Origin of the sequence: Paraburkholderia xenovorans LB400 (assembly GCF_000013645.1) — a bacterium.
Lineage (GTDB): Bacteria > Pseudomonadota > Gammaproteobacteria > Burkholderiales > Burkholderiaceae > Paraburkholderia > Paraburkholderia xenovorans.
The window spans coordinates 1,145,911-1,172,152 of sequence record NC_007952.1 but is presented as its reverse complement, the minus strand read 5'-3'; the positions used below and the strand labels follow the sequence as shown (position 1 = coordinate 1,172,152).

17 protein-coding genes are annotated in these 26,242 nt (G+C 64.2%); 13 read left to right on the top strand and 4 right to left on the bottom strand.

Annotated elements, in window-relative coordinates; all coding sequences use genetic code 11:
• Nucleotides 1-53: 53 nt before the first annotated feature.
• A complete protein-coding gene (locus BXE_RS27170; RefSeq protein ID WP_011491335.1) occupies nucleotides 54-371 on the bottom strand; it encodes a hypothetical protein in 318 nt (105 codons plus the stop codon).
• Nucleotides 372-633: 262 nt separating this feature from the next.
• Here BXE_RS27170 and BXE_RS27165 point away from each other — a divergent pair, with 262 nt between their 5' ends.
• The 4 genes from BXE_RS27165 (at nucleotide 634) to BXE_RS27150 (ending at nucleotide 7,566) form a co-directional block, all read left to right on the top strand.
• Nucleotides 634-2,640, top strand: a complete 2,007-nt coding sequence (locus tag BXE_RS27165; protein ID WP_040125432.1) for a bifunctional DedA family/phosphatase PAP2 family protein — start codon at nucleotides 634-636, stop codon at nucleotides 2,638-2,640.
• Between the two features lie 343 nt (nucleotides 2,641-2,983).
• Entirely contained in the window at nucleotides 2,984-3,532 is a 549-nt protein-coding gene (locus tag BXE_RS27160) for a membrane protein (RefSeq protein ID WP_011491333.1), read from the top strand.
• A gap of 231 nt (nucleotides 3,533-3,763) precedes the next feature.
• Nucleotides 3,764-4,990, top strand: a complete 1,227-nt coding sequence (locus BXE_RS27155) for a hypothetical protein (RefSeq protein ID WP_011491332.1) — start codon at nucleotides 3,764-3,766, stop codon at nucleotides 4,988-4,990.
• Between the two features lie 17 nt (nucleotides 4,991-5,007).
• Entirely contained in the window at nucleotides 5,008-7,566 is a 2,559-nt protein-coding gene (locus BXE_RS27150; RefSeq protein ID WP_011491331.1) for an ATP-binding response regulator, read from the top strand.
• Between the two features lie 12 nt (nucleotides 7,567-7,578).
• Here BXE_RS27150 and BXE_RS27145 read toward each other — a convergent pair whose 3' ends face one another.
• The gene (locus tag BXE_RS27145; protein WP_011491330.1) at nucleotides 7,579-8,745 is read right to left on the bottom strand and encodes a hybrid sensor histidine kinase/response regulator; all 1,167 of its coding nucleotides are present in this window, start codon (nucleotides 8,743-8,745) and stop codon (nucleotides 7,579-7,581) included.
• 460 nt (nucleotides 8,746-9,205) lie between these two features.
• On the opposite strand from BXE_RS27145, the gene BXE_RS27140 reads away from it, so the two are divergent.
• The 4 genes from BXE_RS27140 to BXE_RS27125 are packed head-to-tail and all read left to right on the top strand — an operon-like array spanning nucleotide 9,206 to nucleotide 18,497.
• Complete coding sequence (locus tag BXE_RS27140; RefSeq protein ID WP_011491329.1) at nucleotides 9,206-10,546, top strand: efflux RND transporter periplasmic adaptor subunit; 1,341 nt, start codon at nucleotides 9,206-9,208, stop codon at nucleotides 10,544-10,546.
• 15 nt (nucleotides 10,547-10,561) lie between these two features.
• Nucleotides 10,562-13,687 carry an efflux RND transporter permease subunit gene (locus BXE_RS27135; protein ID WP_011491328.1) on the top strand — a complete coding sequence of 1,042 codons (3,126 nt, stop codon included), beginning with the start codon at nucleotides 10,562-10,564 and terminating at the stop codon, nucleotides 13,685-13,687.
• Nucleotides 13,684-17,004 carry an efflux RND transporter permease subunit gene (locus BXE_RS27130; protein WP_011491327.1) on the top strand — a complete coding sequence of 1,107 codons (3,321 nt, stop codon included), beginning with the start codon at nucleotides 13,684-13,686 and terminating at the stop codon, nucleotides 17,002-17,004. The genes BXE_RS27135 and BXE_RS27130 overlap by 4 nt, the downstream gene beginning before the upstream one ends.
• Nucleotides 17,001-18,497, top strand: a complete 1,497-nt coding sequence (locus tag BXE_RS27125; RefSeq protein WP_040125436.1) for an efflux transporter outer membrane subunit — start codon at nucleotides 17,001-17,003, stop codon at nucleotides 18,495-18,497. The genes BXE_RS27130 and BXE_RS27125 overlap by 4 nt, the downstream gene beginning before the upstream one ends.
• Here BXE_RS27125 and BXE_RS27120 read toward each other — a convergent pair.
• Nucleotides 18,494-18,970: a low affinity iron permease family protein gene (locus tag BXE_RS27120; RefSeq protein ID WP_011491325.1), complete on the bottom strand. Its 477-nt coding sequence runs from the start codon at nucleotides 18,968-18,970 to the stop codon at nucleotides 18,494-18,496. The genes BXE_RS27125 and BXE_RS27120 overlap by 4 nt on opposite strands.
• A 404-nt stretch (nucleotides 18,971-19,374) precedes the next feature.
• Here BXE_RS27120 and BXE_RS27115 point away from each other — a divergent pair, with 404 nt between their 5' ends.
• Nucleotides 19,375-21,084 carry a hybrid sensor histidine kinase/response regulator gene (locus BXE_RS27115; protein ID WP_011491324.1) on the top strand — a complete coding sequence of 570 codons (1,710 nt, stop codon included), beginning with the start codon at nucleotides 19,375-19,377 and terminating at the stop codon, nucleotides 21,082-21,084.
• 26 nt (nucleotides 21,085-21,110) lie between these two features.
• Here the strand turns inward: BXE_RS27115 and BXE_RS27110 are convergent, their stop codons facing one another.
• Nucleotides 21,111-21,518, bottom strand: coding sequence for a universal stress protein (locus BXE_RS27110; RefSeq protein ID WP_407668632.1), 408 nt, complete (start codon nucleotides 21,516-21,518; stop codon nucleotides 21,111-21,113).
• 383 nt (nucleotides 21,519-21,901) lie between these two features.
• Here BXE_RS27110 and BXE_RS27100 point away from each other — a divergent pair, with 383 nt between their 5' ends.
• The 4 genes from BXE_RS27100 (at nucleotide 21,902) to BXE_RS27085 (ending at nucleotide 26,112) form a co-directional block, all read left to right on the top strand.
• Nucleotides 21,902-23,485, top strand: coding sequence for a hypothetical protein (locus BXE_RS27100; protein WP_011491322.1), 1,584 nt, complete (start codon nucleotides 21,902-21,904; stop codon nucleotides 23,483-23,485).
• Nucleotides 23,486-23,731: 246 nt separating this feature from the next.
• On the top strand, nucleotides 23,732-24,424 hold the full coding sequence (locus BXE_RS27095; RefSeq protein WP_011491321.1) for a GntR family transcriptional regulator: 693 nt from the start codon (nucleotides 23,732-23,734) through the stop codon (nucleotides 24,422-24,424).
• Between the two features lie 237 nt (nucleotides 24,425-24,661).
• On the top strand, nucleotides 24,662-24,964 hold the full coding sequence (locus BXE_RS27090; RefSeq protein WP_011491320.1) for an ArsR/SmtB family transcription factor: 303 nt from the start codon (nucleotides 24,662-24,664) through the stop codon (nucleotides 24,962-24,964).
• 86 nt (nucleotides 24,965-25,050) lie between these two features.
• Complete coding sequence (locus tag BXE_RS27085) at nucleotides 25,051-26,112, top strand: alkene reductase (RefSeq protein WP_011491319.1); 1,062 nt, start codon at nucleotides 25,051-25,053, stop codon at nucleotides 26,110-26,112.
• Nucleotides 26,113-26,242: the final 130 nt, after the last annotated feature.

The window sequence follows — 26,242 nt, the reverse complement described above, 5'->3', positions numbered from 1 at the left end:
AGGCGTGCATTTTATACGCCGCCATCACGCGAGGGACGCGCGCATCCTGCTGACTAATTCTGCGGCAACGCCTTGCCGGCGAGATTCGGCACACGCGGGTCCGGGTTCATGTTCAGGCTCGTGCCGTTTGCCCTCATGTTGCTGAGCGCGGGGCCGCTTCCCGCGCCGCCCACTCTTCCCACGGCCGGCGCCGGACTCGTGCCGAGGCCCGTTGCCGGCACGCCGCCCATGTTGTTGATCCCGTTGGACTGCAGGCCGCTCATGCCGCCGGCTCCCGCATTGCCCGGCCGGGCGACCAGCTGCGCGTGCGCCGCCGCGGCGAAGCCGAGTACCAGTGCCGACGCTACGATACCGCCCTTTACTGTCGTCATATTCCACTCCGTTACATCGTCGAATTGCGCAGCCGCGATCTCGACATTGCGGGCCACTCGAACAGTATGACGACGCCCGGCCCGCTTCGTTCAGCACCGAAAATCAGGGCTCGACGAACACGGCGCGATACCACCGGCGATTCGCTGGGCGCTTCGCGAACTCGCGACCGGTTTCACCCCATGCCGGTTTCCAAAAAGGAATAAGACGGCTGCCGTGCGCGTTATGATCAATCGTTATGCCAGAAACGGCCGATCGCGCACGATGGAGCACGCCTACGTTCACCTCCTGCATCTGCTGGCCGGCCACCCGGGCTGGACACTCACGGTCGTTTTCCTTGCGGCCTTCCTGGAGGCCATCGCCGTTATCGGCACCTTCATTCCGGGCAGCACCGCGATGTTCCTGGCCGGCGCGCTGACCGGCACCGGCTCGCTCAGCCTCGGCTGGGTATTCGTGTGGGCAATCGCGGGGGCGATCGCCGGCGACGGCATGAGCTTCTGGCTCGGCAGCCGCTACAAGCACCGGATCGTCCAGTTCTGGCCGTTCTGCAAACATCCCGAAGTGCTCGAAGCAGGCCACCGCTTCTTTCGCAAACATGGCGCCAAGAGCGTCGTGCTGGCGCGCTTCATCGGTCCGTTGCGCGCCATCGTGCCGGTAGTGGCGGGCATGCTCGGCATGCCGCCGCTGCGTTTCTACGGCATGAACGTGCTGTCGGCGCTGATCTGGGCGCCCGCCCATATCCTGCCGGGCATGATATTCGGCGCCTCGGTGCTGCTGGCGGGCGCGGTGTCGTTCCGGCTGGTCGTCATCATCGCGTTGCTGGTGGGGATTGTCTGGTTGAGCTTTCGTGCCGCGCGGGTTCTGCTCTCGCACGCCAATGTGTGGTCGACCGCCGCCGGCCGCCAGGTGGGAAGCTGGGCCTGCCGCCACCCTGGTCCGTTCGGCCGCTTCGCGCGCAAGATGCTCGACCCGCGGACGCCGGACGCCGGCAGCATCCTGCTGACGTCGCTGGTCGTGCTCGTATCCGGCGCGCTGTTTTTCGGCGTGCTCGACGACGTCATCAGCGGCGATCCGCTGACGCAAGTGGACCTCTCGGTCTATCACTTCCTGCGCTCGGTACGCACGCCCTGGAGCGATACGGTTCTCGCGGGTCTGTCGACGCTCGGCAGCAACATGACGCTCATGGCGCTGATCGTGACGGTCGTCGTGTGGATGCTGCTCGAACGGCGCTGGCGCACCATCGGTTACTGGCTCGCGGCCGTTGTGTTCTCCCAGTTGCTGATCTTCGTGCTGCAATTCGCGATGCACCGCGCGCCGCCCAACGAACTGATGGTCGGCGCCTATGTGTTTCCGAGCAATCACGTCGCCGCGACCGTCATCGTGTACGGCTTCCTTGCGTTTCTGCTGGCGCGCCGGGTCGGCATGCTCGAAGGGGTGCTGGTGGCGGCCGCGAGCACGATCGTGGTGATCGTGGTCGCGCTCGCGGGACTGTACTTCGGCAGGTACTGGGTGTCCGATGCGATCGGCGGCGCCGCGCTCGCGTACGTCTGGGTGGCGATCGTTGCGTTGACAGCGATGTGGCGGCACCCGGAGGCGCCGCCCGAGCGCACGTTCATGCCCGTGGTGGTGCTGCTGGTCATGCTGGTCAGCGTGGGCGTGCAACTCGGCGTCGCCATGCCCGCGCCGCCGCCGGACACCGCGCTGCTTCCGCCGCCCGTGCTGGTGACGCAGGCGCAATGGACGCTTTCCACGTGGAAGCATCTGCCCTGCTACCGCTCGGATATGGGCGGCGACCGCAAGGAGCCGCTCACGCTACAGTGGGCCTCGAACCTCGATTCGATCCGCGGCCGGTTGCGCGCCCAGGGCTGGGTCGAGGGAACGGACGTGTCGGCGCACAGCCTGCTCTCGCTCGCCTCGCCCAACGTCGCGGCGGTGTCGCTGCCGGTATTGCCGAAGCTGAACAACGGCGTGCCGTCGTCGCTGGTCTTCATGCGTCCGGGCAACACGCGCGACGAGCGCGACGTGCTGCGCTTCTGGCCCAGCGGTTACGCGGTGGCGACAGGCACCTCCACCCAACCGTTGTGGGTGGGCGCTTTCGCGCACGAACGGCTGTCCCGCGCATCCTGGCCGATCAACATTCTGCGGGTCGACCGGGAGATGACCTCGGTCGATGCACACGCCCGATCCAGCGCCGGTCTCGACGCGGCGATCGTCGCCCGGGTAAGTTGCCACGGTGTGCCGGTGTCGCTGCTTGCCTCGCCGGTGGAGTGAGCACATTCGCTGTTACGGCGCGGAAATCTCCCTGCGCTCAATCAGTTAGGCCGCCTGGCCAGGACTTGTCCACAAGGATATGAACAATTTCTGTGGATAAGCCGAGCCGGCGCGGCGGCCACTTATAGATCGGGACCGGGCCGCCGCGCGGATCACCGCACGCGCCGCCACGCAGACCCACTTCGATATTTCCGCTTGACTCGCGCCCAAAATTTAAGCACAATCTTTCCACTGTAAACATATTGACGTTTTCACCTCACACGAGCGCCTTCGTCTCCGCCTTTCGCGAAGCACGCGCTCAGCATCCAGCCGAGGCGAAGATCTCACTACCCTGGAGTTCACAATGAATTTCTTGCTGACATTTGCCCCGTTCATCGCCTTTGCAGTGATCGAACGCATTGCCGGTTCGCCGGCAGGACTGATTGCCGGTGCGCTCGTCGCCGCCGCACTGCTGCTGCGCGATTTCGTGAGCCCGACTCGCCACGTCAAGCTGCTGGAAGTCGGCACCGTTCTGCTCTTCGGAGCGTTGGCCGTCTACGCGCTGACGAGTGACGCGCAATGGTCCATCGCCGCAGTGCGCCTGCGTGTCGACGCGGGGCTCACGCTGATCGTTCTCGCGACGATCGCATTACGCCAGCCATTCACGCTGCAATACGCACGCGAAACCGTCGATCGCGAGCATTGGAACAGCGCGCATTTCCTCCACGTCAACTACGTGATCAGTGCGGCATGGGCCGGCGCATTCGCCATCCTGGTACTGGCCGATATCGCAATGGCCTATGCGCCGGCGCCGCTCCATTCAACGGGCGTCATTGCATCGGTGATCGCGCTGATCGCCGCGATCAGATTCACATCGTGGTATCCGGCGCAATACACCGCCAGGCAGGCATAACGCCGGCATCGAATTCCCGCAAATAACGCGGGAATTCCGCCATCAAATGATTCCACTGGAAAGATTTTAATTGGCTGACACGTTGGGCTAAAAAACGTCATTCCAGGCAATGCGAACCAACAGACGGGCACACAGCACCAGTTTTCTCTAGAGTTGAAGGGTTGGCCATCAATCGTGTCGGTCGACTGTCGCGCTGATTCTCCGGCGCGAGCTCAACCTAAGGGAAATCAAATGAGAACTTCAACTCACGCCGAAGTATTGACCTATTCCGACGAGCAAACCAGCGTTCGCCACCTTCAAAATAGTGCTCCTTTGGCACTGAAACACACAATCAGCCCGGCGGAGATCCGGGATAATCTGCCCGCCGGTCAAGGCGGAGTCGGGTTTTTATTTCACGCTACCGACTGGGATACACTTTCGTTTTCTTTTCATAATGTGAAGCATAGAAACGCGTCATTTGAAGAAGAGCTTTGGAGAACAAAGCCTTTCATTGCTTCGCCGATCTATTCGGGATCCCAGATCATCGGGGCCAATATTGCCTGTCCGGTTCCTCTCGAGTTGTGGCTTGGAAGCCCGCGCGGCATCAAGCGATTCCGCGAGACGCAATTTTTCCCGGCACTGGAACTGGCAAGGCAGGCGGGTTTGAACATGGTGGCGATGGGCGCTTCCACGCCTTATGCGTGCAACTACGGGGCGCTGCCGCGCGACACCAGGCCGCCGCATATCACCACGGGCCATGCCGCCACCGCCGCCATGCTGAAAGACTGGGCCATGCATTGCTGCAATGAACTCGACCTCGAATTCGGCAAGTCAAAGCTCGCTCTATTCGGCGCCGCCGGCCGGCTCGGCACGACGGTCGCCAAATACGCGCTCTACAAGGACGCACCGCGCGAGCTCGTGCTGATCGATCTGCCGGACAAGGTGAATCTGCTCACGGAGCAGGCCAAAGAGCTGATGGCGTCGGACCTGCTCGGTAAAACCCGGGTTTCGGTGCACACCTTCAGTCCGCACACCCCATTGCCGGACTTCGACGGCGCCATTCTGGCGAGCAGCACCAGCGTGCCCTACCTCACGGCGGCCGACCTCAGGCGCGCGCAGTTCTGGATCGACGACTCGCATCCCCGGGCCGCGAGCGTCGAGGCCGAACTCGCGTCGCGCGGTCATACGCTATATATTGAGTGCTTCGCCCGTGGCCCTGCCGGACTCAACACCACTTTCCCGTTCCGGCTGCCGACCACACGCGATTGCTACACCTGTTTTGCCGAGGGCTACTCCGCCTGGCAGGAAGGCATTGCGTCAGACTTCATCATTGGCAGTCCGCCCGTGTGGTCTGTCTCCTACACGCACAGTCTGCTGAAGAAGTACGGTTTTGCGGTCGGCCCGTTTCATGGGAAAAACGGCTCGCCGATCACGCTGGATACGCAACTTCGCGGCAAGCAGGAATTGATGAGTTCGTAGATGTCACTGGAGGCCTGATGGTAATGCCGCGCGAGAGCATGCGGGACGTGCTGGAACGGAGCCGGTTTGCAATACGTTGGGGCGGCGCACTGGGCCTCCTGTGCCACCCTATTTACTATGTCGTGTGGACCTATGTCCTGCCACAGCCTTACGACAACCTTTTCCTCCGGCTGAGCGCGGCGCTCGTCTGCATTCCATTGATTTTCCAGGCGCGCTGGCCAAAGCGGTTCAACCATTATCTGCTGATTTACTGGCATTGCTGCCTGATCTACGTATTGCCATTCGTTTGCACTTTCCTCGCGATCAGAAATTCATTCTCCACCATGTGGATGATGACCGAGGTCATGATGATTTTCATCCTGGCGCTGTGCATCGACAATCCGCTTTTGCTGATGGGCTGCATCGGCATTGGCGTGTTTTCAGGCGCACTGGCCGCGGTGCTCAGTTCCCCGGTTCCGATTGCCGTGACCGCGGCCGATCAGTCGAATCTGGCTTTGCTGCCGGTCGTCGTCCTGTGCAGCATGGCCTTCAGCCACGCGATCAGCAAAGGACGCATCTTCGTTGAAAAGAACCGCGCGTTGCAGGCGCTCGCGGGTTCGATCGCTCATGAAATGCGCAATCCGCTCAGCCAGTTGCGCTATGTGCTGGATCGCGTGGAAGAAGCGCTGCCTTCGACGGCGCAGCCCGGCCGCTCGCCGGCGTTGCCGCGCGAGAATGCCGGCGAGCTGTATCGCCATCTCGCGCATGGCCAGTTGTCGATCGAGCGCGGCCTGCGCATCATCGCCATGACACTGGACGAAGTGAGCGCAAAGCCCATTCGCCCGGACTGCCTGGCCTATCTGAGCGCGGCGACCACCACGCGCAAGGCGCTGGAAGAATACGGCTTCGGCGACGAAAAGGAACGCGACAAGGTCAGGCTCGTGGTGCGCGAAGACTTCACCTTCAAGGTGGATGAAACCGTCTATCTGTTCACCCTCTTCAACCTGATCAAGAACGCGCTGCATCACATCGCCACGCACCCGGCGGCCACGCTCACGCTGACGATCGAACAACAGTCGGTGGTGGTTCGCGACACCGGTCCCGGCATCGCGCCCGACATGCTGCCGCATCTGTTCGAGCCGTTCCGCACGGCGGGCAACTCAGCCGGCACAGGGCTCGGACTCGCCTACTGCCAGCGTGCGATGCAGGCCTTCGGCGGCAGCATCACCTGCCGCTCGGAACTCGCGAAATTCACGGAATTCACGCTGCAATTTCCCGTGGTCCCGAAGAGCGAAATCGTGGACTACGAGCGTCGGATCCTCGAACACGCCATGCCCTTTTTCGACGGCAAACGCATTCTCATCGTAGACGACGACGCCGGTCAGCGCGCCCGCGCCTCCCATGCGTTGTCGAAAGTAGGCGCGCACGTGAGCGAGGCGGAAAACGGCGCGATCGCGTTGACGGTGCTGCGCGAATCGGTTCCCTACGACCTCGTGTTGATGGACATCAACATGCCGGTTCTGGATGGCTACAGGACCACCGAGAGAATTCGCGCCGATCACGGCGACCCGAGCTGGAACGTGCTGATTGCCGCCTACACCGCGGAGCCCGGCACCGCGGTACGGTTGCTCGCCCGGCGAGCCGGCATGGATGAAATCATCAGCAAATCCTGCAGCGTGCTCGAATTGATCACGTCTTTGCAAACGCTCTTCGAAAGCGGCAACCGGCACCATCTGAACCAGAAATCCGACGCGTTCTCCGGCAAATCGATCCTGGTCGCGGACGACGACACCTACAGCCGACTGGTCGCCAAAGGCTATCTGGAGCGCTGCGGCGCGAGCGTGGTCGAAGCCGAGCACGGGCAGGCTGTTCTTGCGCACCTGCAGGGCGACGGCGTGATCGACGCCATCATCATGGATATGAATATGCCGGGCATGGGCGGCGTGGAAACGACCGCGTTGATTCGTGCCCGTGCCGATTCGTATGCCACCGTGCCGATCATTGCGTTGACCAGCCAGTCGGACATCAAGGCAGTGCAGACGTGTCTCGCCGCGGGCATGAACGAAGTGATGATAAAACCCCTGCAAGGCGGCTCGCTCTATGCGTGCCTGGCGAGACAGTTCGCACGGCAACGCGGCGGCGCCGTTCCGGCGCAGGCCGGTTCATTGCCGGCGCCGGCGCACACGCTGGCCGGCAAGCCTGCCGCCATGAGCGAAAGCGCACTGCTCGACGAGAAGCACCTCGAAGAACTGGCGTCGCTCGATCTGCTCGACGAATCCTTCCTCAAGGGCATCGAGCAGATTCGCCTGCTGGTGACGCGGCTCGGCGCCAGTGTCGCGGCCGTCGACCTTGAATCGACGCAAGGCGCGCTGCACCTGCTGCTCGGCGTCAGCGGCAATATCGGCGCAAGAGCGCTGCATCAGTTCGTGCGGCAGATCTATGCGCGGCTGGTGGAAGACGAATGGCCCGCGGAAGCCGACTGGCTCACGCGCGTCGGCGCGTTGAGCGAGCGTTCGACCGAGGCGCTGCAGGCGTATTTCGCTTCAGCGAGAGCACGCCGCGAACATCGCGATCTTCTGAGCGATGAATGGCCTTGACGGCCATTGGTCTTATCGGGAGGCCAGCTGGGTGTCGGACGGCTCTTCGTCGCCCGCGGTGTGCACGCGGCCGTTGAAACCGGGAAAGCCCATCGTCACCGTGGTGCCCGCGCCGACCGTCGATTCGATCCGCAGGCATCCACCGAAAGATTGCATGATGCGGTTGCAAAAGATCATGCCCATGCCATGCCCGCCGGCGCCGGAGTAAGTGGTAACCGGATCCTGCAGCAGGCGCGCTCTTATCTCCGGCGCGATCCCCGGTCCATTGTCGCGAATGCGGATCTCGGGCTCGGGGAACGCCACGACCTCGAGGCGCAACGAAGGCGCGCTTCTGCCGTCGAGCGCGCGCAGCGCGTTGGACAACAGCGAAGACAGCACGAGCGCCACGCAGTTGGGCATGGCGTGCACGATGAAATCCCCTTCCACCTCGACCTTGATCCAGTCGCGCTGCGACGCGACGAACGGATACGTGTCGAGCAGCGTGGCGATCAACCGGGTGGCTCTGACCGCGCGCGTGGCGCCGCCCGACGCGGATTGCTGGCCGCCGCTCTTGTGCACCGTCGCCCAGAAAGACGAGATGAGCGTCAGGCAATACTGCGCGTTGTTCAGCATTGAGGTGGCCGCGAGGCCGATCTCCCGCTGGCGCTCCGGATCGTATTGCGCGGCCACGTCGTTCTCGACGGAGCGCGCGAACAGCGAGATGGTTGCGAGCGGCGTGTTCAGTTCGTGGGCAAGGAAGGCCAGCGTTTCATCCATTGCCAGGAGGCGCTGCTGACGCGTTTCCCGCTCCGTGTAGCGCGCGCTCGCCAGTTGCAGGGCCTCGCGCACCATGTCTGTTCGCAGCGGCTTTTCGAGGATGCGGAACACGTCGCCCGTATTGACCGTTTGCAGCAGCATGTCCTTGTCGGCGTAGGCGGTCACGAGAATGCGCACGATCTGCGGATATTCCAGCGCCACCTGGCGCAGCAGTTCGTCGCCGTCGCCGCCCGGCATGCGAAAGTCCGTAACCAGTACCGCAATCTCCGCGCCGTGTTTGCCCAGCACCGTCATGGCCTCGTCCGCGCACTGGGCGACGTGCACGTTGTAATCGGCGTTCATGGCCCGCGCGAAGTGGTTGCGCGACATCTCGTCGTCGTCGACGAAGAGAATGGAAAACGGCGCCTGCATGGTGTCACTCATCGCATTCCCAGCGTGTCGAAATTGATTGGAGCCCACTTCGCAGAAGATAGGAAACGGCTTGCCGAGGCAACCGCCGGACCGATTGGAATCTGGAAGTATATGGTATCGCGCCGACGGAAGAACGGGGAGGCACCACCCGGCCTCGGCCGCTTATCCAATATGAATCAACGCCGGCCAGGCATTCAGGCCCGCGATTGTGTTGCGCCGGATTACGCCGTTACACCTGGGCACGGCGCGGCGGCCGGACCGGTTGGCCGTAACAAACCGAAACCGCCCTCCAGTCGATGTCGCGAGAATAAGCGCCAGACTCGGATAGACTCTGCTACTGATTGTCTGGATTCCTGTCGCCGGCAACGGCGATGCCCATCCTGGGAGTTCGCATGGCGCTCTTCGACAGCAGTTGGCCTGGCCGTTCATGGACGGCGTTCGCCGCACGCAACCGCTCCGGCGGGAGACCCTCATGAGCGAAGCGCCGTCAACCCCGGTCAAACGTCCGCGGCGAGGCCGTATCGTGCTTGCGGTCGTGGTGCTGGCGCTGATCGCGCTGGTGGCCTTCCATCTGTTGCGCTCCAAGGCGCCCAAGCCCGGCGTGGCGCCCCAGGTCGTGACCGTCTCCACCGCGACCACCGGACCCATGCCGGAAACGCTGAGCGAGTTGGGCACGGTGACGCCCGTCGCCACGGTAACTGTCCTGCCGCAGTTGAGCGGCTATCTGACCGCCGTCGGCTACCGCGAAGGGCAGGACGTCCAGAAAGGCCAGTTTCTCGCGCAGATCGACCCGCGCCAGTTTGAAATCAGCAAGCGCCAGGCCGAGGCGCAACTCGCCAAAGACAAGGCGGCGCTCGCCCAGGCGCGCGCCGATCTCGCGCGCTTTACGCAACTCAACGAACGCAAGTCGATCGCCGAGCAGACCTATGCGGATCAGCAGTTTCTCGTCCAGCAGAACGAAGCGGCGGTCAAGGCCGACGAAGCCAACGTCGCGCAGTTCGAGCTCGACCTGATCTATTGCCACATCACCGCGCCGGTGTCGGGGCGGGTCGGGCTGCGCCTCGTCGATCCGGGCAACTACGTCACGGCGTCGAGTCAGCCGGGCATTGCGGTGATCACGACGATGAAGCCGACCACGGTCGAATTCACGGTGCCGCAAACCGCGCTCGACAAAGTGCTCCGGCGCACCAACTCCGGCGCCCAACTGCCCGTCACGGTGTTCAGCAGCGACAATTCCCGGCAGCTCGCGACCGGCACGCTGTACGCGATCAACAACCAGATGGCGACCGCGACCGGCACGGTTACGCTGCGCGCCACGTTCGCCAATGAGGACGAGGCGCTCTTCCCCAACGAGTTCGTCAACGTCAGGCTGCTGGTCGACACGCTGCAGAACGCGGTGCTGGTGCCGACTCCCGCGGTGCAGAGCGGCGCGCCCGGCGACTACGTCTATCTGGTCAACGCCGACGATACGGTCTCGGTGCGCAAGGTCACGCTGGGACCGGGCGACGGCCAGCATACGGTGATCGCGTCGGGGCTCGCCGCCGGCAACGTGGTCGTCACCGACGGCATGGACCGCCTGAGCGACGGCGTGAAGATCAAGGCATCCGCCGCCCGGCCGGCTTCGGGCGCCGTGGGCACTTCAGGCACTTCAGGCACTTCAGGCACTTCAGGCACTTCAGGCACTTCAGGCACTTCAGGCACTTCAGGCACTTCAGGCACTTCGGCCGCCGCGCCGCTGGCGCCGCCGCCCGAGCCCGCCGCCAGCCCCACGCGTGCGGCGTCCGCGCCCGGCGCGGCTTCCGTGGCTTCGTAGTCCGCCGGATCGTCGATGAACTTCTCCCGTCTGTTCATCCTCAGACCCGTGGCGACGTCGCTGCTGATGGTCGCGCTCGTGCTCGTCGGGCTGGTCGCGATGCGCTTTCTGCCGGTGTCTTCGCTGCCCGACGTCGACTATCCCACTATCCAGGTCCAGACCTTCTATCCCGGCGCGAGCCCGAACGTGATGGCGACCACCGTCACGGCGCCGCTCGAGGTCCAGCTCGGCGAGATTCCGGGGCTGCAGCAGATGGTCTCGTACAGTTCGGAAGGCGCGTCGGTGATCACGCTGCAGTTCGATCTCTCGCTGAACCTGGACATTGCCGAGCAGAACGTGCAGCAGGCGATCAACGCCGCCAACAGCTTTCTGCCCACCGGCCTGCCCGCGCCGCCGACCTACGCGAAGGTGAACCCGGCCGATCAGCCGATCCTCACGCTCGCGGTCACGTCGAAGTCCATGTCGCTGACGCAGTTGCAGGACACCGCCAACAATCGTCTCGCCACCAAGATCTCGGAAGTGCCGGGCGTCGGTCTCGTGACGACGGCCGGCGGCAACGTGCCGGCCGTGCGCGTGGAAGCCGATCCGCAGAAGCTCGCCGCTTACGGCCTGAATCTCGACGATCTGCGCACCCTGCTCGCCAACGTCAACGTCAGCCAGCCGAAAGGCAATTTCGACGGTCCGGAGCTCGACTACACGATCAACGCCAACGATCAGATCGTGGACCCGCAAGACTATCTGGACTCCGTGATCGCCTATCAGAACGGTGCGCCGGTGTATCTGCGCGACGTCGCGCGCGTGAGCCAGGCGGCCCAGGACGTGGAACGCGGCGCGTGGTACAACCGCACGCCGGCCATCGTGCTGAACGTGCAGCGTCAGCCGGGCGCGAACGTGATCGCCACCGTGAACCAGATCATGAAGCAGTTGCCGGCGCTCGAATCGACGCTGCCCGCCGGCCTGCAGGTCACCGTGGTGGCGAACACCACCGGCGTGATCCGCTCGTCGGTCTCGGACGCCGCGTTCGAACTGGTGCTCGCCGTCGTGCTGGTGGTGCTGGTGATCTTCGTGTTCCTGCGCAACGTGCCCGCCACCATCATTCCGAGCATCTCCGTGCCGGTCTCGCTGATCGGCACGCTCGCGGTGATGTACCAGCTCAACTATTCGATCGACAATCTCTCGCTGATGGCGCTGATCATCGCAACGGGTTTCGTCGTCGACGATTCGATCGTGATGATCGAGAATATCGTGCGCTATCTGGAGGAAGGCAAGACGCCGCTCGAAGCCGCGCTCGAAGGCGCCGGCCAGATCGGCTTCACAATCCTCTCGCTGACGGTCTCGCTGATCGCGGTGCTGATCCCGCTGCTGTTCATGGGCGGCGTGATCGGCCGGCTCTTCAGCGAATTCGCGATCACGCTCGCGGTGACGATCGTGATTTCGGCGGTGGTCTCGCTGACCGTGGTGCCGATGCTGTGCGCGCGCCTGTTGCGCGCGCAGGCGCAGCGCCATCCGAGCCGCTTCGAGCGCTTCAGCGAAGGCCTGTTCGACAGGACGCTCGCCGCCTACGAGCGTGGTCTGAACTGGGTGCTCGATCACCAGATGCTGACACTGGCGGTCGCGCTCATCACCGTCGCGCTCACGGCGATCCTGTACATCGTGATTCCGAAGGGCCTGTTCCCGGTGCAGGACGTCGGCGTGATCCAGGGTATCAGCGTGGCCGACAACTCGGTTTCGTACACGGCGATGGTCCGTCGCCAAAGCGCCCTCGCCGACGCGATTCTGAAGGACCCCGACGTGGTGTCGCTCACCTCCTATGTCGGCATCGACGGGACCAATCCGACGCTGAACAACGGCCGCTTCCTGATCAATCTGCGCCCGCGCGACGACCGCTCGGTCACCGCCGAGGAAATCGGCCGGCGGATCCAGCAGGAAGTCGCGAACGTGCCCGGCATTCGCCTGTATCTGCAACCCGAGCAGGACCTGACGCTCGACACCTCGGTCTCGCGCAACCAGTACAACTTCGTGCTGCGCGGGCCGAACCAGCAGGCCTTCAACCAGTACGTGCCGGCCTTGATCGCGCGCATGAAGCAGATTTCGTCGATCACGGACGTGACGAGCGATCTGAACACCAACGGCCTGAGCGTGAACGTGGAAGTGAACCGCCAGCTTGCCGCGCGCTACGGCATCACCGCGGCCACGATCGACAACGCGCTGTACGATGCGCTCGGCCAGCGCATCGTCTCGACCATCTTCCAGCAGTCCGATCAGTACCGCGTGATTCTGGTGGCGAAGCCCGAGACGCTGCCTACCGTGCAGTCGATCGGCAATCTGTATCTGCCGAGTCAGACCAGCAGCAGCGGCCAGGTGCCGCTGTCGGGCATCGCGAAGATCAGCATCACGCAGTCGCCGCTGATGATCAGCCATCTCGCGCAGTTCCCCTCGGTGACGATCTCGTTCAACCTCGCGCAGGACGCGTCGCTCAGCGCCGCCGTGGCGCAAATCCGCGACGCCGAGCGCGCGGTGCAACTGCCGCCGTCCATCACGACCTCGTTCCAGGGCGCGGCGCAGGCATTCGAAGACTCGCTCTCCAGCGAGGTATATCTGCTGATCGCCGCGCTCGTCGCCGTGTATATCGTGCTCGGCGTGCTGTACGAGAGCTACATTCACCCGGTGACGATTCTTTCGACGCTGCCCTCGGCCGGCATCGGCGCCCTGCTCGCGCTGATGATCGCGGGCAGCGATCTCGACGTGATCGGCATTATCGGCATCGTGCTGCTGATCGGCATCGTCAAGAAGAACGCGATCATGATGGTCGACTTCGCGCTCGAAGCGGAGCGCGTGCACGGCAAGCCGGCGCGCGAAGCGATCTTCGAAGCGTCGCTGCTGCGCTTCCGGCCGATCCTGATGACCACGCTCGCGGCCATGCTCGGCGCGCTGCCCATGCTGCTCGGCACCGGCACCGGCTCCGAACTGCGCCGGCCGCTCGGTCTCGCGATCATCGGCGGGCTGATGGTGAGCCAGGTGCTGACGCTGTTCACCACGCCGGTGATCTATCTGTTCTTCGACCGCCTCGCGCAGCGCGTGAACAGCAGGCGGCGCGCCGCGAGTGAGGGCGCCGCCGCACCGCCGGAGAACACGCCGTGAACATCTCGGCGCTGTTCATCCGACGCCCGGTGGCGACCGCGCTGCTGGCGATCGCGATCCTGATTTCGGGCGCGCTCGCGTATTTCCGGCTGCCGGTTGCGCCGCTGCCGAACATCGCGTTTCCGGTGATCGCGCTGCAGGCGAACATGGCGGGCGCGAGCCCGGAAACGATGGCCGCGACCGTCGCCGAGCCGCTGGAACGGCGGCTCGCCACCATCGCCGACGTGAACCAGCTCACCTCGATCAGCTACGTGGGCTCCTCGATGATCATCGTCGTGTTCGGCCTGAACCGCGACATCAACGGCGCGGCGCGCGACGTGCAGGCCGCCATCCAGGCCGCGCGCGCCGATCTGCCGACCACGCTGCGCAGCAACCCGACGTATCGCCAGTACAACCCGGCCGGCGCGCCGATCATGGTGCTCGCGCTGACCTCCGACACGCTGACCAAAGCCCAGCTCTACGACTCGGCCGATTCGGTGATCCAGCAGCAGTTGTCGCAGGTCGACGGCGTCGGGCAGATCACGCTGGGCGGCGGCGCGTTGCCCTCGGTGCGCGTCGAGCTGGAACCGGGCAAGCTGAACAGCTACGGCATCGGCCTGGAAGACGTGCGCGCCGCGATCGGCGCGGCGAACGCGAATAGCGCGAAAGGCCACATCGACCAGGGCGAGCAGCGCTATGTGGTCACGTCGAACGATCAGATCAGCAAGGCCGCGCCGTATCGCGACGTGGTGATCGCCTATCGCGACGGCGCACCGGTCCTGCTGCGCGATGTCGCCCAGGTGCGCGATTCGAACGAGAACATCCGCAACGCCGGACTCTACAACGGCAAGTCGGCGGTGCTCGTGATCGTCTATCCGACGCCTGGCAGCAACGTGGTGCAGACGGTCGAGCAGATCCGCTCGCGCCTGCCGATCATCGAAGCCGCATTGCCGAGCGCGATCCACGTGAATGTCGCGATCGACCGCTCGGAGTCGGTGCGCGCTTCGGTGGCCGACACCGAGCGCACGCTGTTCATCGCGGTGCTGCTGGTGGTGGGCGTGGTGTTCGTGTTCCTGCTGTCGCCGCGCGCCACGCTGATTCCGGCGGTCGCGCTGCCGCTCTCGATCGTCGGCTCGTTCGGACCGATGTATCTGCTCGGCTATAGCATCGACAACCTCTCGCTGATGGCGCTGACGATCGGCACCGGCTTCGTGGTCGACGACGCCGTGGTGGTGCTGGAGAACATCGTGCGGCATCTCGAAGCCGGTCTCGATCCGAAGGAAGCCGCGCTGCGCGGCAGCGCCGAGGTCGGCTTCACGGTGATCTCGATGAGTCTCTCGCTGATCGCCGTGTTCCTGCCGATCCTGCTGATGCCGGGTATTGTCGGGCTGCTGTTCCATGAGTTCGCCGTCACGCTCTCGATTGCGATCCTGCTGTCGCTGCTCATTTCGCTGACCATCACGCCGGTCATGTGCGCCTATCTGCTCAGCCGCGAGCGCACGATGCATCTGCAGTCGCGCTGGGCGCACTGGGTCGAGGCCCAGTTCGAGCGCTTCAAGCAGGCTTATGCGCGCTCGCTCGCGGCGGCGCTCGATCACGCGCTCGCGGTCGTCCTGCTGCTGATCGGCCTGCTCGTGCTCAACGTGTTCCTGGTGCCGCTGCTGTCCGGCACGTTCTTTCCGGAGCAGGACACCGGCATCCTGATCGGCCAGATCATCGCCGACCAGAGCGTCTCGTTCAACGCAATGGAAAAGAAGCTCGCGCAATTGCAGGCGATCGTGAAGCAGGACCCGGCGGTGGCATCGGTGGCGGGCTTCACCGGCGGGCGCGCACTGAACACGGCCAATGTGTTCATCGAACTGAAACCGCTCGCGCAACGCCATCTGTCGGCGACCGAGGTGGTCAACCGGCTGCGTCCCAAACTCAATGCCGTATCGGGCGCCCGGCTGTTCCTGCAGGCGCAGCAGGATCTGCAGATCGGCGGGCGCCAGGCCGCGGCCGAATACCAGTACACCCTCTCCAGCGACGATGCGAACGCGCTCTTCACCTGGGTGCCGAAACTCGTCACCGAACTCGGCAAATACCGTGGAAAACTGGAAGACGTGAATTCGGATCTGCAGCAGAACGGCTTGCAGACCTACGTGAACTTCAACCGCGCGACCGCCACGCGCTACGGTTTCCAGCCGAACCAGATCGACAACGTGCTGTACGACGCGTTCGGGCAGCGCACCGTGTCGACCATCTACAACCCGCTCAATCAGTACTTTGTCGTGATGGAAGTCGCGCCCGCCTACTGGCAATATCCGCAAGCGCTCAACCAGATTTTCCTGAGCACCTCTGCCGGCAACCCGAGCGGCACGCAGCAGACGCAGATGTCGCGCGCCACCGTCAAAGCCGTGCAGCAGGCAATGGCTGTCGGCAGCGCGTCGAGCAGCAGCGCGAATACGAACACCCTGAACGCCGACGCCGAAGCGAACCAGCAGACCAACAGCATCTCGAACAGCAAGGGCGGCAATTCCAGCGGCAGCGCGGACAGCACGGCGGCGGAAACGATGGTCCCGCTTTCGGCGATGATGACCTTCTCGAACAGCCACACCGCGACCCAGGTGAACCATCAGAGCGGGCTCGTGGCTGGCACCATCTCGTTCAATCTGCCGGCCGGCGGATCGCTGAGCGAGGCCGGCCAGCTCATTGCGCAGGCCGAGCGCGACATCGGCATGCCCGCGTCGGTGCACGGCGCGTTCGCGGGCGCCGCGCAAGCCTATGCGCAGTCGATGGGCGCCGTGCCGCTGCTGATTCTCGCCGCGCTGGTGGTGGTCTATATCGTGCTCGGCATACTGTACGAGAATACGGTGCACCCGCTCACGATCCTGTCCACGCTGCCGTCGGCGGGCATCGGCGCGACACTCGCCTTGCTGATCTTCGGCACGCCCTTTTCGGTGATCGCGATGATCGGCATCATTCTGCTGATCGGTATCGTCAAGAAAAACGGCATCATGATGGTCGACGTCGCGATCCAGTTGCAACGCGAGGAAGGCATGAATGCGCGCGATGCGATTCACCAGGCCGCGGTGGTGCGGCTGCGCCCGATCATGATGACGACCGCGGCCGCCGTGCTGGGCGCGGTGCCGCTTGCGATCGGCATCGGCCAGGGTGCGTCGCTGCGCCAGCCGCTCGGCGTGACGGTCATGGGCGGCCTGCTCGTGAGTCAGGTTTTCACGTTATACACGACGCCGGTGATCTACCTGTACCTCGACCGGCTGCGCGCGCGGCTGGCGAGATGGTCAGCGCGCCTGCCGTGGAATCGCCGCGACGACGCACCGGACACGAGCGCATGATGAAAACGATCTACCCCACCAGACTGGCCGGCGCATTGCTGGCGTTATCGACCGTGTTGATGGGCGGCTGCATGGTCGGCCCCGACTACCATCGGCCGCCCGTCGCCACGCCCGCCATGTGGAAGGAACTGCCCGGCTGGATCGAGGCGCAGCCCGCCGCCGAGGTCCCGAAGGGAGACTGGTGGACGGCCTTCAACGACCCGCTCATCAACGAGCTCGAACCGCTCGTCTCGGTGTCGAACCAGACCGTGCGCCAGGACTATGCGAACTACCAGCAGGCGCTGGCCGAAGTGCGGCTCGCGCGCAGCGCGCTGTTCCCGACCATCGGCATTAACGGATCGGCCACCCGTGAACGTTCGTCCACGGGCAATCTGAGCAGCAGCGTGCTGGCCGGCGGCGCGGGCGTGGGCAACTTCCAGCGCATCAACAACGCCGGCTCGCTCGAAGCCAACGCGAGCTGGGCGCCCGACTTGTGGGGTCTCGTGCGCCGCAACATCGAGCAAAACGCCGCCACCGCGCAGGCCAGCCAGGCCACGCTCGCCAACGCCACGCTCTCCGAGCAGATCGCGCTGGCCAACGCGGTGATCGATCTGCGCGTGACGGATGCGAATATCGACCTGCTCACTCACACCGTGGATGCGTTCGAGCAATCGTTGCGCGTGGTCGCCGATCAGGACAAGGCCGGCACCGTGCCGCCTTCCGATCTGGTGAGCGCGCAGACGCAACTGGAGTCGGCCCAATCGAGTCTGATTGCACTGGGTGTCGCGCGGGCTCAATACGTTCATGCGATCGCCGTGCTGGTCGGCAGGAATCCGGAAGAACTGGACGTACCCACCAACACCACCCTGCCCACCTTGCCGTCCGTTCCGGTCAGCGTACCGTCCACGCTATTGCAGCGCCGGCCCGATATTGCCGCCGCCGAGCGCCAGATGGCCGCACAGAATGCCGCGATCGGCGTGGCCGTCGCGGCGTACTACCCGACGATTTCACTATCGGCGCTGGATGGCTTCACGCAGTCGCCGTTGGCGGGCCTGCTGCACATCGCCAATTATGTCTGGTCGTTGGGCGGCCAGGCGAGCGAGACGCTTTTCGACGGCGGGCAGCGCAGCGCGCAGGTCGACGCGGCAAAAGCGTCTTACGACGCAGCCCTCGCCAATTATCGCGGCACGGTTCTGACGGCCTTCCAGGGCGTGGAGAACGACCTCGCCGGCTTGCGGATCCTCGCGCAGCAAGCCGAGGTGCTGGAGCGCGCGGTGCGCGACGCGACGCGCGGCACCGAGATCGCGCGCAATGAATATCAGGCGGGCACGGTGGACTTCACCACCGTCGCGACCGCGCAAGCCACTCAGTTGAATCTTCAGCAGACGGCCTTGAACGTCCAGCAGACGCGGCTGCTCGACGCCGCGTCGCTGATCGGCGATCTGGGCGGCGGCTGGTCCGACAGCGAGCTTGGCGACCCCCGGAAGATGGGCCAACGGCAGGTGTCGCCCTAAGTCGGCATGCCTGAAGTAGTCTCGGAGTCAGGCTTCGTGGACAGCCGCAGGTATGCCGCCGCCAGCCTGCGCAGTTCTTCTTCCGACGCGTCCTCGATGCCGATGAGATGATTGTCCGCGGCCCGATGCGAGGAAAGCAGTTCGTTGAGCTTCAGGTGCAGCGCCACGCTGTCCTTGTTCTGGCTCTGCTGGATCAGGAACACCATCAGAAAAGTGACGATCGTGGTGCCGGTGTTGATGACCAGTTGCCATCCGTCGGAATAATGAAAAATGGGTCCCGTGACGATCCATGCGGCGACCGTCAACACGGCAAGGCAGAACGCCGCCGGCGAACCGGCCCACCGCGTGACGAGGCTCGCGAACCTGTCGAACAGCCGTGTTATCGGATGACGACCGGCATAGGCGGGGCTCGATGTGTCCGGAACGGTGTCGAGTTCGTCGGTTGTCGATGGTGCAACAGACTTGGTGGGCATGACCGGCTCCAGAAGGTTGGCCCGTTGCCTTCTGCAAAATCCATGCCCCGCGGGCCAGCCGATCGTTCCGCAAAGTCAACGCGGCTTTCAAAGCCGATTGCGCCGTCACGAAGTAGCCCGCGTAGCGCGGGATACCGGCAACTGATACCGGGTTTGCATTTTTTGCCAGTAAGAATGAATCTTTGCCGCTTATGCGTCACGCGGCCCGATGCGGGGAAGACGGACCCACGCGCACGCCCCGCTAAAGCCTCGTACAATCTTCAGGGCGTCGATCACGCAAACCTTCAGACCATACACGGCGAGGTTCTGTTAACGCGAGACATCTCCCGGCATTCCAACGGACTTTCCCCAGCCGCTCCCATTGCAACATTCATCTTCATTCTTTCTCAGCGCGACTCGATGTCATGGAAAGCAATAGCAAACCCGCCCACACGGACGAACTCGGCTCGCGTCCGGCGAGGCCTGCGGATCATGCCGCCGAAAACGGCATTCTGCTGAGGCTCGCGCGGGCGCAATCGGGATCGCGCGAACGGCTTTTGCAGGAAATCGCGGACGCCGCGCTGTCGCTTTGCAATGCGGGCAGTTCCGGCATCAGTCTCGTCGAAGGCACGGATCCGCACAGGCAGTTTCGCTGGCTGGCGGTGGCCGGTTTGTGCGTCGGCTTGCAAGGTAAAACAACCGCATGGAACGAATGTCCGTGCCGGCTGGCACTGGAATCCGCGGCGCCGCAATTATTTGTCCGGCCGCAGGACCACTTTCCCAGCTTGCGTTTTCCCGGCGTGGAGATTGCCGAACGGCTGGTCGTGCCGATCCCGACCGACAACGGCTTCGTGGGCGCGATCTGGGTGATGTCGCACACCTCGGCGCGCCGCTTCGACCTCGAAGACGTGCGTCTGCTCTCGAACCTCGCCGTCTCCGCGGGTGCTGCGCTGACCACCGTCAATGCCCGCGACACCGGCGAGGAAAGCGAGCGCCGGCATAGCGAATTTATCGCCATGCTCGGGCACGAGTTGCGAAACCCGATGGCGCCAATCGATAGCGCGGTCGGCGCCGCCAAGCAATTGTGCGCGGACAACGCCAGGGCGGTCGAGGTTCTGACCATCGCGCAGCGGCAGATGCGCCATCTGCGAACCCTCGTCGACGACCTGCTCGACGCCGCGCGGTTGCGGCACGGCAAGCTCGCCATCAAGCACAGCGATACCTCGCTCAACGAGATCGCGTTCGACGCCGTGACCGCGGTGAAGCATCACATACAGTCGCGGCGGCATTCGCTCACGCTGACCGGCCTCGAAACGCCGGTGCCGGTGCGGGCGGATCACGTCAGACTGAGCCAGGTGCTTGGCAACCTTCTTTCCAATGCCGCGAAGTACACGCCAGTCGGCGGCGCGATCGAACTCGCCGTCAGGGTCGCCGAAGACGGACAGGAACCGGAGCGCAAGGAGGTGGTCGTCATCGAGGTGAAGGACAACGGAATTGGCATCGACAATTCCATCCAGCCACGCGTCTTCGATCTCTTCGCCCAGTCGGCACGCGGTAATGCCCGTGCCGAAGGCAGACTGGGAATCGGTCTCGCTGTCGCCAAGCGAATGGTCGAACTGCACGACGGCACGATTTCCCTGCGCAGCGAAGGAACAGGCAAAGGCACGCTGGTTACGTTGAAGTTGCCGATCTTGCGCTCGGGCGACGAGTTGCAGGCAAGGGTCGAAACTCCGCCGTCTCCCGGTCTCGGGCCTGTGCGTCTGCTGTTGGTTGACGACAATGTGGACGCGTTGCAGTCCCTGGGTATCCTGATGGAACTCGAAGGACATCAGGTCACGATGTGCGACAGCGGGCGCGAAGCGGTCCGGCTGATCAGGGAGAATTTGCCCGAAGTCGCCATTATCGACGTCGGCATGCCGGATATGGACGGCTTCGACGTCGCCCATGCGGTGAGATCCGACAGCGGACTCGCCGACGTCATGCTGGTGGCGCTCACTGGCTATGCGGCGGAATCCGACAAGTCGCGAGCCCTGGCCGCGGGATTCGACTATCACCTCACCAAACCGTTATCGCTCGACAAGCTGCAATACATACTGGCGAACCGGGCGGGCGGGAAGCTCGGCGGCATTGTCTGATTCAGGGCGTTCGCCCATGATCCGTTTCAATGAACCATCGTCACCGGCGTGACCGTTCGCCTTGCCAGCGACGCCAGCACGGCCAGCCTGCGAAAAAAGCCCATATGGCTGGCGTCGATCACCATCACGTCGGGCCGGGTCGTGGCCGCGTAGTCGGCAACCGCTTTCGTACGGTGGCCGAAAACCCGTTTCCAGCGGTAGGGTACGCCGGCTTCTTCGAGAATCGTGCGCGCGTCGATCAACGCCTTCAGCATGGCCTGCTTCTCGTGGCGCACGAGGGAACTGCGCGAGTGGAAGGCAGCCGCCCGCCCCTCGCCAACCGGTTCGAGCACTTCCAGTAGTTCGACCTCCGTGACACCGCGCTCGAGGAACATGAACGCGGCGTAGCGCGCGGCCTCGACAGCGCCGCTATGGTCGAGGACAGGGATCAGCATTCGTATCATCGGGAAATCCTGGGTGTCGAGCAGTTGGTCCCTCGAGATTAGCCAAGGCCGCATTAACGCTGCGTAAAAAGTATCAGGCCGGCGCCTCGCGGCTATGCCTGGATCGCCGCAGGATTCAGTTTGATATGCAGGAGCACGAGCCGGCGCGTCGGACAGTCTTCAACGATCTGCAGATCCTGCCTGCCCGCGCCGCCCGTTTTCACACCACCCTTCTCACGCGCAAAGCCGGATGCGCACCGCCTGACAGGCCGCCGCGGCCGGGCTGATCTGCGCTCGCACCACAAAAAAAACGTCCTGCTTTTTTGACCTGCGTCAAGCTGCACATAGTATACCTGGCAACCACTCCATCCCTCTTACAAAGCGAGGGTCCGCCCATGCACCCCATGTCGTCACTTACGCCGGCCCATTACTGTTATTTGACAGGCGTGGTTGCCATCATCGCGACCATGATTTTCCGGGCCAACGTGGTCGTTCCTGCGATTCTTGCGACCTTCGCGGTGGCGCTCGCCTCGTCGGGCAAACTGCTGACGGGGCTCCAGGCCATTTTCCTGGGCAGCCTCACGGCCGCGCACGAACTGTTCAACATTTTTCTCGTGATCGCGCTGATGACCGCGCTGCTCAACGGCCTGCGCGAAATCGGCGCCGACGTGCGCATGGTCCGTCCGTTCAAGCGGATCATGGTCAATGGTCACGCGGCATTCTTTATCCTTGCGTTGATCACCTATCTCATCTCGCTGTTCTTCTGGCCGACGCCTGCCGTGCCGCTGGTCGGCGCCATCCTGATTCCCGCCGCGATCTACGCGGGCCTCTCGCCGCTGGGCGCGGCGGCCGCCATCGCGATTGCCGGCCAGGGCATGGCGCTTTCGTCGGACTACGTGATCAAGGTCGCGCCCGGCATCAGCGCGAAGGCGGCCGGCGCCGATATGCAGGCCGTCGCCAATATGGCCTTTCTGCTTTCGGTCGTGGCGGGCGTGGTCGCGCTCGGCATGACGTGGTGGCTGACCGTGCGGCGCACTGCACGCAAGCCCGGCACGGCCAATCTGGTCGCCTGGGAGGCGCAAGGCGCGCAAGGCGAACCGCGCGCGGCGGAAACCGGCGCGCAACTGCACCAGGGCAGCTTCGCCACGGCCGAACTGGCTCGCAGCACGAGCGGCGGACTTCTGAACGAGCCGCAACCGGCGCTTGCATCGGCAGGTGGCGGCGCGGCGCTGGCCATGCCCGGCATGATGAGCGGCAGCGCGATGTCGCGCCAGGACATGTGGTCCAGAATCTTCTCGATCGCCACGCCGCTTGCGTTTCTCGCCGTGGTGGTCGTGATGACCCATCCGCAGATCGTGGGTGCGAACGCGATCCGCGGCGGCGACGCAGCCGCGCTGATCGGCGGCATGGCCGCGATCCTGATGATGCTGACCACGCTGTCGAACGGACGCCGCGGCTTTCTCGACCGCACGGCGCAACACATCATCGACGGCCTCGTGTTCGCCTTCAAGGCAATGGGCGCGGTGCTGCCGATCGCGGGCTTCTTTTTCGTGGGCGACAGCAGCACGGCGGGCACGATTCTCGGCATTGCGCCGGGCCAGCATGTGCCCTCGCTGCTGTTCGAACTGGTCCAGGCATGCAGCCGGTTCATTCCGCAAAGCCCCGTGTTCGTGTCGTTCGGGGTACTGCTGACCGGCATGGTGACCGGCATCGACGGCTCGGGTTTCGCGGGACTGCCGCTCACGGGTTCGCTCGCGGGCGCGCTCGCGCCGATGGCGCACATGCCCGCGGCCACGCTCGCGGCGATCGGCCAGATGGGCGCGGTGTGGACGGGCGGCGGCACGCTCATCGCGTGGTCCTCGCTGATCGCGGTGACCGGTTTCGCCCGGGTTCCCGTGCTCGAAGCCGTGCGCGCGCTCTTCCTGCCGGTCGTTTGCGGGCTGATCGCGGCCACGGTCGTCGCGATTGCGATCAGCTGAGCGAGCCTGTTTCCCACGACGCCGGCAATTTGCCGGCCCTACCCGCGGCGCGGCCGCGGCGCCACATCCGGGCGGCCTCACGGGCACCGATCCGCGGCGGCCTTCCCCGCAAATTATCCGACGAATGGCACCCCGCACCATTTAAGTACGCAGTGGTATGACGTGTACTGTCTACAACGTTCCGTCACTGGGTTAAAATGCCTCGACCGCTGGCGCCGCCGGCGACGCCCAGTGCATGGAGAAACAATGAGTAGCCAACCGGATTCGCCGGCCCTCGCAGGCAAGCAGGCGCGATCTGCTCCGATTCAGCACCAGCAATTGTCTGAACTCGTGCTCGTCCGCATTCGTGAGTCCATCACGTCTGGCGTCTATGCGCCGGGCGACCGCCTCGTGGAAGGCCGCATTGCCGAAGACCTGAACGTGTCCCGCGTGCCGGTGCGCGAAGCGCTGCGGGCGCTGGCGGCGGAAGGCCTGGTCGAAGTGCGGCCGCGTCATGGCGCGGTGGTCGCGTCGCTCGAACCGTCGTCCGCGCGCGAGATGGTGCAGATCCGCGCCACACTGGAGGGCCTGAACGCCCGCCTCGCCGCGGAGCACTGCACGCCGGAACTGGCCGCGAAAATCGAGCAGGTGCTGGACGAGGGCAAAGCCCGGGTAAATAAAGGCGAAACCGCCGGACTGCTCGACCTCAATGCGCGCTTTCACGATCTGCTGTACGCGGCGGGTGCGAACTCCATGCTCACCGATCTGATGCGCTCGCTGCGCGATCGCACGCGCATGCTGTTCGTCAACTCGAATGACGAGGAAATTCGCATGACGTGGGAAGAGCACGCGGCCATTCTGCGCGCGGTGCAGTCGGGCGACGCGGCGTTGGCCGCCATGCTCGCGGAACGGCACGTGCTGCGGGCGGCGCAACTGTACCTGAGCAAGCTCGGCAAATAACCCCCGGGCCCTCCAGCGGGCGGCGCCGTGGAACGCGGCCCGCGCGACTACGCATGGGCGCCGGACGTGGCTGCGAAACTTCGAAATCGCGCGTCCGCACCTGTCACCCTCACGGGCCGCAGTGCCTTCATGCATATCGTAAAATTACGATATATAATTCGCCCTGTAACGATGCAGGCGTGCGCGCATTGACCAGCGCGACGCCTGCCTGTTGTTGAAGACCTTGAAAGCCACCCCATGACGCTCGATATCGACGCGATTCACAAAGCGCTTGCCAACCCGGTTCGCCGGGAGATTCTCGGCTGGCTGCGTGAGCCGTATGCGCATTTCGCCGACCAGGAGTTGCCGCTCGATCACGGCGTGTGCGCCGGCAAGATCGACGCGCACTGCGGCCTGTCGCAGTCCACCGTGTCGGCCCACCTTGCGGCCTTGCAGCGCGCGGGGCTCGTCACGTCGAAGCGGGTCGGTCAGTGGGTGTTTTTCAAACGCAATGAGCCGGTCATCCAGGCGTTCCTCGAGCACATGAATACCAGGCTTTAGACGCTTGATCCGCATCGCCGCGCTTCTTTCATCATGCAGTTTTTTTCAGGCTCGGGCCACGTGCCCGCCGTCAAAGGTGAACTCTTATGCCGACTCTTTTCGATCCGCTGCAAATTGGTGACATCACGCTGCCGAACCGCATCATCATGGCGCCGCTCACACGCCAGCGCGCCGGAGAAATCCGCGTGCCCAACGCGCTGATGGCGAAGTACTACGCTGAACGCGCAACGGCCGGTCTGATCATCAGCGAGGCGACCTCGGTGACGCCGCAAGGCGTGGGTTATGCCGACACGCCGGGCATCTGGTCGCAGGAACAGGTTGAAGGCTGGAAGCTCGTGACGAGCGCCGTGCATGCGGCCGGCGGCAGGATCTTTCTGCAACTGTGGCACGTGGGCCGTATTTCCGACCCGCTGTTCCTGAACGGCGAACTGCCGGTCGCGCCGAGCGCGATCGCCGCACAGGGCCACGTGAGCCTGGTGCGTCCGGAACGTGCCTACGTGACGCCGCGCGCACTGGAACTCGATGAAATCGCCGGCGTGGTCGAAGCATTCCGCAAAGGCGCGGAAAACGCCAAAGCGGCCGGTTTCGACGGCGTCGAAGTGCACGGCGCCAACGGCTATCTGCTCGACCAGTTCCTGCAGGACAGCACCAACAAACGTACCGACGCCTACGGCGGCCCGATCGAAAACCGCGCCCGTCTGCTGCTCGAAGTGACCGACGCGTGCATCGGCGTGTGGGGCGCGAACCGTGTCGGCGTACACCTCGCGCCGCGCCGCGATTCGCACACTATGGGTGACTCCGATCCGGCCGGCACCTTCGGCTATGTGGCTCGCGAGCTCGGCAAGCGCAAGATCGCATTCATTGCCGCACGTGAAGCGCTCGGCGACGACCGTCTCGGCCCGCAACTGAAGAAGGCATTCGGCGGCCCGTACATCGCCAACGAAAAGTTCACCACGGAAACCGCGCAACAGGTGCTCGACGCGGGTGAGGCAGATGCGGTGGCCTGGGGTCAGCTGTTCATCGCGAACCCGGATCTGGTGCGCCGCTTCGCCACGAATGCGCCGTTGAACAAGCCGAATCCGGCAACCTATTACGCGCGCGGCGAAACCGGCTATGTGGATTATCCGACGCTGGAAACCGTGGAATAAGCGCGTAGAGTCGGCGTGCGAGCAAGCTGAAAAGGCAAAGCCAGGCGGAGAGCCGGCGAGGGTCAGGTCGTCGGGTTAAAGCGGCAAATGCATGGCATGGCACGGCAGCACGCTGAAAAACCGCGCGGCA

Excerpts from the sequence above, each read along its gene's own strand:
- BXE_RS27170 (WP_011491335.1), bottom strand. The coding sequence starts at position 371 with ATGACGACAGTAAAGGGCGGTATCGTAGCGTCGGCACTGGTACTCGGC.
- BXE_RS27165 (WP_040125432.1), top strand. The coding sequence starts at position 634 with ATGGAGCACGCCTACGTTCACCTCCTGCATCTGCTGGCCGGCCACCCG.
- BXE_RS27160 (WP_011491333.1), top strand. The coding sequence starts at position 2,984 with ATGAATTTCTTGCTGACATTTGCCCCGTTCATCGCCTTTGCAGTGATC.
- BXE_RS27155 (WP_011491332.1), top strand. The coding sequence starts at position 3,764 with ATGAGAACTTCAACTCACGCCGAAGTATTGACCTATTCCGACGAGCAA.
- BXE_RS27150 (WP_011491331.1), top strand. The coding sequence starts at position 5,008 with ATGGTAATGCCGCGCGAGAGCATGCGGGACGTGCTGGAACGGAGCCGG.
- BXE_RS27145 (WP_011491330.1), bottom strand. The coding sequence starts at position 8,745 with ATGAGTGACACCATGCAGGCGCCGTTTTCCATTCTCTTCGTCGACGAC.
- BXE_RS27140 (WP_011491329.1), top strand. The coding sequence starts at position 9,206 with ATGAGCGAAGCGCCGTCAACCCCGGTCAAACGTCCGCGGCGAGGCCGT.
- BXE_RS27135 (WP_011491328.1), top strand. The coding sequence starts at position 10,562 with ATGAACTTCTCCCGTCTGTTCATCCTCAGACCCGTGGCGACGTCGCTG.
- BXE_RS27125 (WP_040125436.1), top strand. The coding sequence starts at position 17,001 with ATGATGAAAACGATCTACCCCACCAGACTGGCCGGCGCATTGCTGGCG.
- BXE_RS27120 (WP_011491325.1), bottom strand. The coding sequence starts at position 18,970 with ATGCCCACCAAGTCTGTTGCACCATCGACAACCGACGAACTCGACACC.
- BXE_RS27115 (WP_011491324.1), top strand. The coding sequence starts at position 19,375 with ATGGAAAGCAATAGCAAACCCGCCCACACGGACGAACTCGGCTCGCGT.
- BXE_RS27110 (WP_407668632.1), bottom strand. The coding sequence starts at position 21,518 with ATGCTGATCCCTGTCCTCGACCATAGCGGCGCTGTCGAGGCCGCGCGC.
- BXE_RS27100 (WP_011491322.1), top strand. The coding sequence starts at position 21,902 with ATGCACCCCATGTCGTCACTTACGCCGGCCCATTACTGTTATTTGACA.
- BXE_RS27095 (WP_011491321.1), top strand. The coding sequence starts at position 23,732 with ATGAGTAGCCAACCGGATTCGCCGGCCCTCGCAGGCAAGCAGGCGCGA.
- BXE_RS27090 (WP_011491320.1), top strand. The coding sequence starts at position 24,662 with ATGACGCTCGATATCGACGCGATTCACAAAGCGCTTGCCAACCCGGTT.
- BXE_RS27085 (WP_011491319.1), top strand. The coding sequence starts at position 25,051 with ATGCCGACTCTTTTCGATCCGCTGCAAATTGGTGACATCACGCTGCCG.